Annotated in this window: 9 protein-coding genes; 3 read left to right on the forward strand and 6 right to left on the reverse strand. The window is 73.0% G+C overall.

The window, feature by feature from the left end:
* Window positions 1–64 precede the first annotated feature (64 nt).
* Together ACFQSB_RS10345 and ACFQSB_RS10350 are read left to right on the forward strand one after the other, a co-directional pair.
* The gene (locus tag ACFQSB_RS10345) at window positions 65–649 is read left to right on the forward strand and encodes a DinB family protein (protein WP_380825880.1); all 585 of its coding nucleotides are present in this window, start codon (window positions 65–67) and stop codon (window positions 647–649) included.
* A gap of 1 nt (window position 650) precedes the next feature.
* Window positions 651–1,088, forward strand: coding sequence for a VOC family protein (locus ACFQSB_RS10350; protein ID WP_380825881.1), 438 nt, complete (start codon window positions 651–653; stop codon window positions 1,086–1,088).
* A gap of 558 nt (window positions 1,089–1,646) precedes the next feature.
* On the opposite strand, the gene ACFQSB_RS10355 is transcribed toward ACFQSB_RS10350, so the two are convergent.
* From ACFQSB_RS10355 to guaA, 4 genes are all read right to left on the reverse strand, one after another.
* Window positions 1,647–2,138: a GDYXXLXY domain-containing protein gene (locus tag ACFQSB_RS10355; protein WP_380825886.1), complete on the reverse strand. Its 492-nt coding sequence runs from the start codon at window positions 2,136–2,138 to the stop codon at window positions 1,647–1,649.
* Window positions 2,135–3,553: a DUF2157 domain-containing protein gene (locus ACFQSB_RS10360; RefSeq protein ID WP_380825888.1), complete on the reverse strand. Its 1,419-nt coding sequence runs from the start codon at window positions 3,551–3,553 to the stop codon at window positions 2,135–2,137. Before ACFQSB_RS10360 ends, ACFQSB_RS10355 begins: the two co-directional genes overlap by 4 nt.
* Before the next feature lie 32 nt (window positions 3,554–3,585).
* Entirely contained in the window at window positions 3,586–4,815 is a 1,230-nt protein-coding gene (locus ACFQSB_RS10365) for an acyltransferase family protein (protein ID WP_380825889.1), read from the reverse strand.
* An 88-nt stretch (window positions 4,816–4,903) separates the two neighbouring features.
* Window positions 4,904–6,469 carry a glutamine-hydrolyzing GMP synthase gene (gene guaA, locus ACFQSB_RS10370; protein WP_380825890.1) on the reverse strand — a complete coding sequence of 522 codons (1,566 nt, stop codon included), beginning with the start codon at window positions 6,467–6,469 and terminating at the stop codon, window positions 4,904–4,906.
* Between the two features lie 142 nt (window positions 6,470–6,611).
* Between guaA and ACFQSB_RS10375 the strand changes: the two genes are divergently transcribed.
* Window positions 6,612–8,954, forward strand: coding sequence for a beta-propeller domain-containing protein (locus tag ACFQSB_RS10375; protein WP_380825892.1), 2,343 nt, complete (start codon window positions 6,612–6,614; stop codon window positions 8,952–8,954).
* Between the two features lie 366 nt (window positions 8,955–9,320).
* Here the strand turns inward: ACFQSB_RS10375 and ACFQSB_RS10380 are convergent, their stop codons facing one another.
* Window positions 9,321–11,057: a glycerol-3-phosphate dehydrogenase/oxidase gene (locus ACFQSB_RS10380; protein ID WP_354837620.1), complete on the reverse strand. Its 1,737-nt coding sequence runs from the start codon at window positions 11,055–11,057 to the stop codon at window positions 9,321–9,323.
* A 412-nt stretch (window positions 11,058–11,469) separates the two neighbouring features.
* Window positions 11,470–12,240, reverse strand: a complete 771-nt coding sequence (locus ACFQSB_RS10385; protein ID WP_380825894.1) for a DeoR/GlpR family DNA-binding transcription regulator — start codon at window positions 12,238–12,240, stop codon at window positions 11,470–11,472.
* Window positions 12,241–12,293: the final 53 nt, after the last annotated feature.

The raw sequence follows: 12,293 nt of genomic DNA on the forward strand, positions 1-12,293 counted from the left end.
CACGCGTCCATCGTTCCACAGATCGCGGAACGATCCTGTCCGCTATATGCGGGAGGTTGGTCCCATGACCGACCAGACATGGAACTCCCTGCTCCGCGAGCAGTTCGCCTGGCACTGGACCGAGCAGCTGCGCGATCGTCTCCAGGGGCTCACCGATGACGAGTACTTCTGGGAGCCGGCGCCCGGCTGCTGGAACGTCCGCCCGCGCGGCACCGGCACCGCACCGATCCAGGCGGGGTCGGGCGCGATGACCATCGACTTCGCGATGCCCATGCCCGAGCCGCCGCCGTTCACGACGATCGCCTGGCGACTCGGGCACGTGATCGTCGGCGTGCTGGCCGTGCGCAACGCCGCGCACTTCGGCCGGGCGAGCACCGACTACCAGTCCTTCGAGTACGCCCCGACCGCGGCCGCGGCGCTGGCCCAGCTCGACGCGGAGTACGCCACCTGGCTGGCCGGGGTCGAGTCCCTCGGCGAGACCGGCCTTGCCCGCCCGTGCGGCGAGGCGGAGGGACCCTACGCCGACCGGTCCCTGGCTACGCTGGTGCTGCACATCAACCGCGAGCTGATCCACCATCTGTCCGAGGTGTGCCTGCTCCGCGACCTCCACCTGCACACCCACCAGTTGACCGGCCGGGAGGCGAGCTGAGATGGCCCGCGACGTACAGATCACCTTCGACTGCGCCGACCCGGCCGCGCTGGCGGCGTTCTGGGCCGAGGCCCTGGGCTACCGGACGCAGGACCCGCCCAAGGGCTTCGACTCATGGGAGCAGGCCCTGGAAGCGATGGGCGTGCCGCCCGAGAACCGCAACGACGCCTCGGCGGTGGTCGATCCCGACGACGCCGGGCCGCGGCTGTTCTTCCAGCGGGTTCCCGAGGGCAAGCAGGCCAAGAACCGCGTGCACCTCGATGTGCGGGCGGCCCCGGGGCTGGAGGGCGACGCGCGGATGGCCGCCCTGGAGGCGGAGGCCGAGCGGCTGGTCTCCCACGGCGCCACCCGCCTCCAGCGCCACGACCCCACACCCCCACTCGGCGCCGGCCACATCGTGATGACCGACCCCGAAGGCAACGAATTCTGCCTCGACTGACCAGCCCCCACCGACCCCGGCACACCCGGTCGACCAGGAATGACGCCTCGCAGCACCAGGCACCGAGCGCGATGACCATGCACCGTCACCTTGGACGGTGTACGGGTTCTCCGCCGTACCCGGGCGCCGATATCGCCGTACCCCGTCCCACCGCTTCGGCGCCATAAAAGACCGACAGGTCATGACGAAGGGGAAGCCGGAGCAGCCGGGGCGTCTCGGTCAATCCGGCGCCCATGACCGGCTGACCGGGATCCCCCACTCCGGGCGTTCGCGACCCGTGACCGGCGCCGGATCGGCGGAACACGAGACCGCGACCTCCCCGCCACCCGGCAAAACCGGCGCCACACTCCCCACCCGGTATCCACTACCCGTGACCGGCGCCGGATCGGCGGAACACGAGACCGCGACCTCCCCGCCACCCGGCAAAACCGGCGCCACACTCCCCACCCGGTATCCACTACCCGTGACCGGCGCCGGGGCGGCGGGGTGGGGGACGGCGGTTACGGCGCCGCTCTACGGTGGGTGACCTGGCGAACGGTTGTGGAGGGCGTGTCGGCGTTATCGGGGGACCACGTCGATGAGGGCGGCGTTGCCCTCGTCGTCGATCTTCACCACGGCCGCGGCGCGGTCGGCCGCGAGTTCGGAGCCGACGCGGCGGGCCTTGTCCTCGGGCAGGAACAGGCTGTCGATGCCACACCGCAGGTCCCCGTACCCGCCGGTGCGGCACGCCAGGTACGGGCCGGCGGCCGGGCGCCGCCGCTCGACGCCGGCCCCCTTCCATAGCGCGCCGTCGCGAACCAGTGGCACGTACACCCGGCCCGCCGCCTGCCCCTCGGCGGACGGCAGGCCGGGGTAGGTCAGCATCACGTACGCGCCCCTGAACGGGTCGACCGGGTCCACCGGCCCCGCCGCGAGACGGTACTCGGTCCCGGTCAGCCGGGCGGAGAGCTGCGGTCGCAGCACCATGACCAGCAACGCCATCTGGAGCAGCAGCGCCGCGGCCACCATGACGGCGGTGCGCCGGGAGACCCGTGAGGACGATCCGCTCATCTGGTCGCCTCCATCAGCCGCCGGCGCCCGTACTCGACCAGCGCCCCGGTGACAATGAAGATCACGCCGAGCGCCAGGAACAGCGCCGCGCCCGACAGCAGCGGCTGGAACACCGCGAAGCTCTGCGCCGTGACGAAGACCACCAAGGCCACAGTGGCGAGCAACACGAGGTGGGTCTCGTCCCGCCGGGCCGCCGCGACCGCGAACCAGCTCGCCGCGAGGATGTACACCAGCGTGCCCGCCACGGCCCGCGCGGTCTGCGCGGCGGTGAACCCGCCCATCGCCGGCTCGGCGTCGCCGGGGGCCCACGCGACCAGGCCCGCCGCGGCGACGACCATGACCAGCGCCGCGAGCACTTCGTACCGGTCGCCCCTGCCGCCGAGGACCCGCCTCGCGAGCATCTCGCGCAGGTCCTGCGGGCGACCGAGGACCTGCGCCGCGGCCGCCTCGCGCCGATCCCCCGCGCCGCCGAGGACGAGCGCCGCACCCGCTGCCACGGCCGCTGCGGTGAGCCCCGCCCACAGCGCCGGCGCGCCGTACATCTCGCCTTGTGAGACGCCGGGGAAGGCCGCGACGAACAGTCCGGCCAGCGCCAGCAGGAACCCCGCCGCCCGCCAGACCGCCGCGAACCGCCCGGACCAGGGACTCGGCGCGACGACGTCCCTCACGATCCCGGCGGGGACGGGGCCGCCCGTCACGACCCCGCCGGCACGGACGGGGCCGTCATGCGTTTCGCCGGCGCCGGAGGAGCCCTGCTGAGTTCCGCCGGCGCCGTCTGGTCCGGCGGTGGCCCCGGCGCGCGTGCGGGGGCGTTCGTGGAGGACGGCCAGGGAGACGGCCGCCGCTCCGGCGGCCGTCAGGGAGACGGCGACGCCTCCGGCCGAGTCGGTCTGCTCGCCGGCCCACCAGCCGTACCAGGACGCTCCGAGGACGAGGGCCGCGAGCAGCGGCCCGGCGGCGCGGGTCGCGTACGCGTACGCGAGTGCGCCCGCCGCCCAGACGCCCAGCAGGCCGGAGCCGTACGCCGGGACCTGCAAGCTCTGCGCGGCCTGGAAGACCACTCCTCCTGCCGCCAGAACCGCCACCAGCCGGGCCGCCGATCTCACCGCCGGGCCGGCGAGCGCCTCGCCGAGGACCGCGGCGGCCAGCCAGACCACGGTGATGCCGGCGAAACGGGCCAGCGGCGACAGCTGATCGAGGTTGGCCGCCACGACCCAGATGAGCCCGACGCCGAGGAAGCCGCCGCCGAGCAGCAGGACGACGCGCTCCAGGCTCAGCCTCCGCCCGGGGACGTACCGGCCGGCGATGCGCTCGGCGGCGGTCGCGTCGATGACGCCCTCCGCCTGCCAGCGGGCCAGCTCGCCGCGCAGCCACGCCAGCCGCCGGGCCGGGACGCGAACCCGCGTCGGTTCCATACCGCGTTCCTTTCCTTCGCCCCCGTAGTCCGTCATGCCCCGGAACCGGGCGCTTCGCCCGGGCGCGGGCCCGTCCACGCCCGCGCCAGCCTCCGGCCGGCGCGCTGCATGGGGCGCTCGACGAAGCGGTAGGTCAGCCGGCTCAGCGCCAGCACCACGACGAGGAAGGCGACGGCCAGCAGCGCCTGCACGCCGACGGGACGCTCGCGGGGATCGCCGAACACGGCGAGGAACAGCTTCAGCAGCGGATGGTGCAGCAGGTACACCGAGTAGCTGATCACCCCGAGCCTGACCAGCGCGCGCGGCACCGCGCGGCGGCGCAGGGCCATGCCGCCCGCGAAGGTCAGCGCGACCAGCGCGAGCGTGGTGATCCACACCCTCGGGTGGGCCCACCAGCCGGAGGGGAAGGCGAAGAAGGGGACCGCCGCCAGCACGGCCGTCACGACGGCGACCGCGCGCAGGCCGCCGGTCTGCCCGCGCTCCCAGCGGTGGATCACCGTGCCGGTGAACATCACCGCGAGGATCGCCGGCCCGAGCCACGGGGTTCGGCTGCCGAGCAGCACCAGCGTCACGGCCAGACCGCCGAGGAGCACCGCGCCGGCCCGGCGCGCCCACCCGGACGGGGCGAGCACGCAGGCCAGGCCCGCCACGAAGGCGCCGAGCGCGGCGAACGCCGCCGGGCCGCGGTCGAGGACGGGAGCCGCCAGCAGCAGCCCGACGACCAGCGCCGCGAGGGCGAACCCCACGGCGCACAGGCCGCTGCGGCGGTGGACCCCCGCGACGAACAGCACCGTCACCAGCAGGTAGAAGACCATCTCGTAGGAGAGCGTCCACATCGTGTCGGCGACGCCGCCCGAGCCGACCACGTCCAGCAGCATGGTGGCGTGCGCGGCCGCCGTGGCCGCGTCGGGCACCACGGCCGGCCGCAGCGGCACCAGGGGCAGCGACGCCAGCACCAGCCCGGTGACCAGCAGGTACAGCGGGTAGAGCCGGAAGAACCTGCCGACCCAGAACGCACGGACATCGCCCCTGTGCTCCAGCGAGGCGGGGATGATGTAGCCGCTGACCAGGAAGAACACCAGCACGCCGTACATGCCGAGGTTGAACCAGCCCGGCCGCAGCCCTGGCAGGAAGCGGTAGAACATGTGCTCCAGGAGCACGGCCGTCGCGCCCACGCCTCTGATCGCGTCCAGCCATGCCAGGCGCGGCCCGGAACCCGGACCGGCGGGGGACGGCGCGGTGCGCGGCTGAGCCGTAAGCATTTGCCAGAATTTACTCGGTCAGCGACCGTCCAAACCCTGAACTCCGGCACTCATTCCGCTTTGTCCGATATGTCGACCGGGTGGCCGGTCACTCCCACTCGATGGTGCCCGGGGGCTTGCTGGTCACGTCGAGGACCACGCGGTTGACCTCGCGCACCTCGTTGGTGATGCGGGTGGAGATGCGCGCCAGCACGTCGTACGGCACGCGCGACCAGTCGGCCGTCATGGCGTCCTCGCTGGTCACCGGCCGCAGCACGACCGGGTGCCCGTACGTGCGCCCGTCGCCCTGGACGCCGACCGAGCGCACGTCGGCGAGCAGCACCACCGGGCACTGCCAGATCTCGCGGTCGAGACCCGCTCGCGACAGCTCCTCGCGGGCGATGGAGTCGGCCTCGCGGAGGATCGCCAGGCGGTCCTCGGTCACCTCGCCGACGATGCGAATGCCCAGCCCGGGGCCGGGGAAAGGCTGGCGCCACACCATCGCCGGCGGCAGCCCGAGCTCTTCGCCCGCCCGGCGCACCTCGTCCTTGAAAAGGGTGCGCAGCGGCTCGACCAGGCTGAACCGCAGGTCGTCGGGCAGACCGCCCACGTTGTGGTGCGACTTGATGTTCGCCGTGCCGGTGCCGCCGCCCGACTCGACCACGTCCGGGTACAGCGTGCCCTGGACCAGGAAGTCGACCGGCCCGTCGGCGAGGATGGCGCGCTGCTCGTCCTCGAAGACCCGGATGAACTCGCGACCGATGATCTTGCGCTTCTCTTCGGGGTCGGACACCCCGGACAGCGCCTTCAGGAACCGCTCGGCGGCCTCCACCACCCGCAGCCGCACCCCGGTGGCGGCCACGAAGTCGCGCTCGACCTGCTCGGCCTCGCCCTTGCGCAGCAGGCCGTGGTCGACGAACACGCAGGTCAGGCGGTCGCCGATCGCCCGCTGGACGATCGCGGCGGCCACCGCGGAGTCGACCCCGCCCGACAGGCCGCAGATGGCCCGTCCCTCGGGGCCGACCTGCCGCCGGACGGCCTCGACGGCGTCCTCGACGATGTTGAGCATGGTCCAGGAGGGGCGGCAGCCCGCGGCGTCCAGGAAGTGCTTCATCACCGCCTGACCGTGATCGGAGTGCAGCACCTCGGGGTGGAACTGGACCCCGTACAGGCCCCGCTCGGGGCACTCCATGGCCGCGACCGGGGTGTCGGGCGTCCACGCGGTGACCGTGAAGCCCTCGGGGGCGGAGGAGACGCTGTCGCCGTGCGACATCCAGACCGACTGGACGGCGGGCAGCCCGGCGAACAGCACGCCCTCGCTGCCCACGGTCAGCGGCGTGCCGCCGTACTCGGCGATGCCGGTGTGCGCCACCTCGCCGCCGAGGACCCGGGCCATCTCCTGGAAGCCGTAGCAGATGCCGAACGTCGGCACCCCGGTGTCGAACAGGCCCTCCGGCGCCGCGGGCGCGCCCTCGGCGTACACCGACGCCGGGCCGCCGGACAGGATGATCGCCTTCGGGTTCTTCGCGAGCATCTCGCTCACCGGCATCGTCGAGGGCACGATCTCGGAGTACACGTGGCACTCACGGACCCGCCGCGCGATCAGCTGCGCGTACTGCGCGCCGAAGTCGACGACCAGGACCGTGTCGAACTCAGACACCGGAAGGACCCCCAAAGGAAAGACGCCGCGGTCCCCACAGTCTATCGGCGCCTCTACCCGCCGGAACGCGCCCGCCGACGGCCCGCTCCCACCGGCCGTCCGGCGCCCGCCCGTCCCTGATCCTGAACCGCGCCACGTCCCGGTGCGTCGTAGGGGCATGAGGACTTCGATCGGTACGGCCGCCGCGGCGCTCGCCACCGCGCTGCTGGTGGTGGCGTGCACGGACGCCGGGAGCCGCACGGCCTCCCCGGACGTGCCGCCGGCGACGCTGGGCGCCATCCGCCTGGTCGCCTACACCGGCTGCGACGACATGCTGGCCGGGCTGCGCGAGGCGACGGTCAAGAACGTCGGCCCCTGGGGCATCGGCCCCGGCCAGATCTTCACCGCCACCGGCAGGTCGGCCGACGGGCGGATGACCGCCGACGCGAAGTCCGCCGTCCCCGGTTACTCCACCACCAACGTGCACGAGGCGGGCGTCGACGAGCCCGACCTGGTGAAGACCGACGGCGAGCGCATCATCACCTACGCGCGGGGCGTGCTGCGCGTCGTGGACGCCGCGTCCAGGAAGGTCACCGCCGGCCTGCGGCTCGTCCCGGCCGACAAGGGCTACGCCCCCGCGAACCTCCTGGTCCACGGCGACCGCGCCCTCGTGCTGTTCACCGAGGGCGGGATGGTGCCGTTCGGGGACAGGGCCATGCGCCCCGCGGCACGCCCGGGCCCTCAGTACACACTGGTCGACCTGAAGGAGATGAAGATCCTCGCGTCGATGGCCACCGCCGGGTCCCATGTGGACGCCCGCATGATCGGCTCGACCGTGCGCATCGTCGTCCGGTCCCAGCCGGAGATCGCCTTCACCCACCAGCCCGGCCCGGACGAGCCCGAGGCCGAGCTGATCCGGCGCAACCAGGAGATCGTCCGTGCGGCGCCGGTCGACGCCTGGCTGCCCACCTGGGAGATCACCGGGCCCAGGCGCGCGACCACCAAGCACAAGGTGGCCTGTGAACGGGTCAGGCACCCCCGGCAGTACTCCGGCACCTCGATGCTGACCGTCCACACGGTGGAGTTGGAGGCCGGGTTCGACGGCGACGAGCCGATCAGCGTGGCCGCCGACGGCGACACCGTGTACGCCACTCCGACCAGCATGTACGTCACCAGCAACCCCCGCTGGGGGTTCCGGAACGGCATGATCGACGACACACCCCCGCCGCCTCCGACGCTCACCCCCGCCACCCCGGTCACCCCGGCCGGGACCGACCTGCCCGCGACACCCGGCGCGAGCGGCTCCGCCGTGGCCCCCGGCCAGACCGGTGCGACCGTGACACCCGGCGGGAACGCCTCGGCCGTGGCGCCCGGCCAGACCGGTGCGCCGGTAACGCCCGGCGGGGACGGCTCGACGGTCGCTCCCAAGGACCCGCCGAGCACTCCGCCCGCCGAGAAGATCGAGCCGAGCGACGACCCGTCGATGCCCTCGCTGCTGCCCAAGCCCACGGCGACGATGACCCCCACCCCGCCGGACGCGAGCCCCGCGCCCACCCTGACCTCGACGCCCGCGCCCAGCGCGGCGACCCCTTCCGCCTCGCCCTCCTGGACGCCGAGCGGCGCGCCGAACGCGACGGCCGCCCCGGAGCCGCCCGAGCAGACCGAGGTGCACCGCTTCGACATCAGCGGCGCGGGAGTGCCCGAGTACGTCGCCTCCGGCGCGGTGCCCGGTCGCCTGCTCAACCACTACGCGCTGTCGGAGTACGAGGGGAACCTTCGCATCGCCACCACCACCTTCGACGGGGCGGGCGTGGCCACCGGCAGGAGGTCCAGCGCGGTCTACGTGCTCGACGCCGGCACCCTGTCCAAGGTCGGCGAGGTCACCGGCCTCGGCGCGGGCGAGCGCATCTACTCGGTGCGCTTCATCGGCCCGGTCGGCTACCTGGTGACCTTCCGCCAGGTGGACCCGCTGTACACCCTGGACCTGCGCGACCCCGCGGCGCCGAAGGTCACCGGCGAGCTGAAGATCACCGGTTTCTCCGCCTATCTGCACCCCGCCGGCGACGGGCGGCTGATCGGCGTCGGGCAGGAGGCGAGCGAGGAGGGCAGGACGCTGGGCACCCAGATCTCCCTGTTCGACGTCAGCGACCCGGCCAAGCCGGCCAGGCTGGCGCGCTTCCACCAGGAGAAGTCCGGCTCGGAGGCCGAGTGGGACCCGCACGCCTTCCTGTACTGGCCGGCGACCGGGCTCGCCATGCTGCCGCTCGGCAGCTGGGGCGGCCACACCGACGACTACCGTACCGCCGCCCTGGTCCTGAAGGTCACCGACGACTCGATCACCAGCCGCGGCACGATCACCCACCCGAAGGAGAAGAGCCCCAAGGGCTTCGCGCCGGCCACCCCGACGATCCAGCGCTGCCTGATCGTCGGCGACACCCTGTGGACCCTGTCGGACAGCGGCCTGAAGGCCAGCGACGCCACCACCTTGGCCGACCGGTCCTGGATTCCCTTCACCGGCTGACCGCGCCGCCCCGCAGGGACGGCCGGGCCGCCGGAGCGGACGGCCAGGCCTCCGGCGGGGCGGCTGGTCGCCGGTGAAGGTCGGGGAGCTTCCGGGTCGTATCGCGCAATACGCCCCGGAGTGCCGGGCCGCACGGCTCCGGGCTCGCGAGGGGCCGGAACGTGCGGCCAACGGCAGCCCCGACCGACCGGCTCGACGCCGGAACCGAAGACCGCACCGGTCAGACCGGCCCGATCTCCGGACCGCACCGATCAGACCGGCTCGATCTCCGGAACGCGGACCGCACCGATCAGACCGGCTCGACCTCCGGAGCGCGGACCAGACGATCAGGCAGGTTCGATCTCCGGAGCGCGGATCGCGGACGGATCAGACCGGTTTGGTGTCGGGTTCGGGGACCGGGACGATGTCGGGGGCGCCAAGGCGGATGGCGTCGGCCTCCTGGTCGGTGTCCTGCTCCTGCGAGGCGCGCTCGGCCTCGACGCGCTTGGCGTAGTACTCCACCTCGCGCTTGACCTGCTCGGCGTCCCAGCCCAGCGGCCCGGCGAGCAGCTCGGCCGCCTCCTGGGCGACGGCCGTGCCCCGGTGGAAGGTCTCGATCGAGATCCGCGTACGCCGCGCCAGCACGTCGTTCAGATGGCGGGCGCCCTCGTGCGTCGCCGCGTACACGATCTCGGCGCGCAGGTAGTCGTCGGCGCCCGACAGCGGCCGGGCCAGCGACGGATCCCGCTCGATCAGGGCCAGCACCTCGTCGATCATCGTGCCGTACCGCTGGAGCAGGTGCTCGATGCGGGCCACGTGCAGCCGTGACGACCGCGCCAGCCGGTGGCGGGCGTTCCACAGCGCCTGGTAGCCCTCGGCCCCGACGAGTGGGATCTTGTCGGTGCACGACGCCGGCACCCGCTGGTCCAGTCCGTGGACCACCGCGTCGACCGCGTCCCTGGCCATCACCCGGTACGTCGTGTACTTGCCGCCGGCGATCATCACCAGGCCGGGCACGGGGTGGGTCACGACGTGCTCGCGGGACAGCTTGGAGGTCTCCTCCGACTCTCCGGCCAGCAGGGGTCGCAGCCCCGCGTACACGCCTTCGACGTCGTCGCGGGTCAGCGGCACCGACAGCACCTCGTTGACGTGGTCGAGCACGTAGTCGATGTCCTGCCGGGAGGCGGCCGGGTGCACCCTGTCCAGCGACCACTGGGTGTCGGTGGTGCCCACGATCCAGTGGCGTCCCCACGGGATCACGAACAGCACGGACTTCTCGGTGCGCAGGATGATCCCGGTCAGGGAGTGGATGCGGTCGCGCGGCACCACCAGGTGCACGCCCTTGGACGCGCGGACGTGGATCTGGCCGCGTCCGCCGACCATCTCCTGGATCTCGTCGGTCCACACACCGGTCGCGTTGACCACCTGCCGGGCGCGGATGCTCAGCTCCGCCCCGCCCTCGAGATCGCGCACCCGGACGCCGGTGACCCGCTCGCCCTCGCGCAGGAAGCCGATCACCTTGGTGCGCGAGGCCACGTGGGCCCCGTACGAGGCGGCCGTGCGCAGCATCGTCGTGACGTACCGGGCGTCGTCCACCTGGGCGTCCCAATATTGCACCGCGCCGGTGAGCGCCGACTTGCGCAGCGCCGGAGCGAGCCGCAGCGCCCGGCGCCGCGACAGGTGCCGGTGCCCCGGCATGCCCCGGGTGAGCCCGGTGGAGAAGCCGAGCGTGTCGTACAGGGTCAGCCCGGCGGCGACGTAGGGCCGCTCCCACACATGGTGGGTCAGGGGGAACAGGAAGGGCACCGGACGGACCAGGTGGGGGGCGATGCGCTGCAGGAGCAGCGCCCGCTCCTGCAACGCCTCGCGCACCAGGTCGAAGTTGAGCTGCTCCAGGTATCGCACGCCACCGTGGATCAGCTTGGAGGAACGGGAGGAGGTGCCGGAGGAGAAGTCGCGCGCCTCGGCCAGGCCGACGGTGAGCCCGCGCGTCACGGCGTCCAGCGCCACGCCCGAGCCGACCACGCCGCCGCCCACCACGAAGACGTCCAGCTCGTAGTCGGGATCGGCCATCCGGGTCAGCGCCGCCGACCGCTCGGCCGGGCCCATGCGCGCCGAATGCATGCCGCCGTCGCGGATCTCCACCTCAGCACCCTCCCACTGAACCGATGAGTCGACACGCTCCACGCCTACGCCACTTTCAGGCACCTCGTGCCCGCGCGGACCTACGCGCCGTCGGGCCCGCTGCCACGCGTCCCCGCCCGTTCGCGCCGCCGGGTCGCCGCCATGCGCGGCCTTCGCTTCTGTGCCCGCATCGGCCCCGCCGGCTGTGTGCGCTGTCATCTGCGACCCCCTGGGGTGCGGCTTGTCGCGTCGTGTCCAATTTCTACCCGTGAGTAGATACCAGCATGCGATAGGCGTGCTCCACCGGGGTCGGCGCGGATCGCCGATGGACCGGCTCACGCGTGCCGTGCTCCATCAACCACCCCACCGATCCCCGTGCGCCCCACCTCCCACCGGTAGATCTTTCCGCCGCTCAGACCCGCACCACCCGCAGGCCGGCGTCGGTGAAGGCGGCGGCGTCGGCGTCGGTCAGGCTCGCGTCGGTGATCAGCGTGTCGATCTGGCCGATGTCGCAGATCTTCGCGAACGCGCGCCGGCCCACCTTGGAGGCGTCCGCCACGGCGACGACGCGAGAAGCCCTGCCGATCAGCAGGTTGTTCACGCTCGCCTCGCCCTCGTGGTGGGCTGACGCGCCCGCCCCGGCGTCGATGCCGTCGACCCCGAGAAAGGCGATGTCCAGGGTGACCTGCTGGAGCACCCCGGTGGCCAGCGGGCCGATCAGCTCGTACGACTGCGGCCGGGCGACCCCGCCGGTGACGACGAGCTTGACGTTCCGCCGCACGGTCAGCTCGGCGGCGATGTTGAGCGCGTTGGTCACGACGGTGATCTGGGCGCCGGCCGGAATCCGCACGGCGAGCGTCCGCGCGACCTCCGACGTCGTCGTGCCGCCGTTCATGCCGACCACGGCCCCGGGCTGGACCAGGGCGGCCGCCGCCTCGGCGATGCGCTGCTTCTCGCCGGCGTGCCGGGCCGTCTTGTAGCGGAGCGGCAGGTCGTAGCTGACGCTCTGGGCGACGGCGCCGCCGCGCGTGCGCATGAGCATCTGCTGCTGTGAGAGCTCGTCGAAGTCGCGCCGGATCGTCGCGGTCGACACCCCGAGGGTGTCCGCGGCCTCCTCCACCGTGAGGCGCCCCTGCTGGGCGAGGAGCTCCAGCAGGGAGTTCCAGCGTTCATACCGGCTCATGGTCCGAAAGCGTCGCACACCACCCGGCCACATTCACCTGTCCGCCCGACCTC

It is taken from the genome of Sphaerisporangium rhizosphaerae (assembly GCF_042665155.1).
GTDB classification, from domain to species: Bacteria; Actinomycetota; Actinomycetes; order Streptosporangiales; family Streptosporangiaceae; genus Sphaerisporangium; species Sphaerisporangium rhizosphaerae.

Coding starts and splice junctions, on each gene's coding strand:
- ACFQSB_RS10345 (WP_380825880.1), top strand. CDS start 65: ATGACCGACCAGACATGGAACTCCCTGCTCCGCGAGCAGTTCGCCTGG.
- ACFQSB_RS10350 (WP_380825881.1), top strand. CDS start 651: ATGGCCCGCGACGTACAGATCACCTTCGACTGCGCCGACCCGGCCGCG.
- ACFQSB_RS10355 (WP_380825886.1), bottom strand. CDS start 2,138: ATGAGCGGATCGTCCTCACGGGTCTCCCGGCGCACCGCCGTCATGGTG.
- ACFQSB_RS10360 (WP_380825888.1), bottom strand. CDS start 3,553: ATGGAACCGACGCGGGTTCGCGTCCCGGCCCGGCGGCTGGCGTGGCTG.
- ACFQSB_RS10365 (WP_380825889.1), bottom strand. CDS start 4,815: ATGCTTACGGCTCAGCCGCGCACCGCGCCGTCCCCCGCCGGTCCGGGT.
- ACFQSB_RS10375 (WP_380825892.1), top strand. CDS start 6,612: ATGAGGACTTCGATCGGTACGGCCGCCGCGGCGCTCGCCACCGCGCTG.
- ACFQSB_RS10380 (WP_354837620.1), bottom strand. CDS start 11,057: ATGCATTCGGCGCGCATGGGCCCGGCCGAGCGGTCGGCGGCGCTGACC.
- ACFQSB_RS10385 (WP_380825894.1), bottom strand. CDS start 12,240: ATGAGCCGGTATGAACGCTGGAACTCCCTGCTGGAGCTCCTCGCCCAG.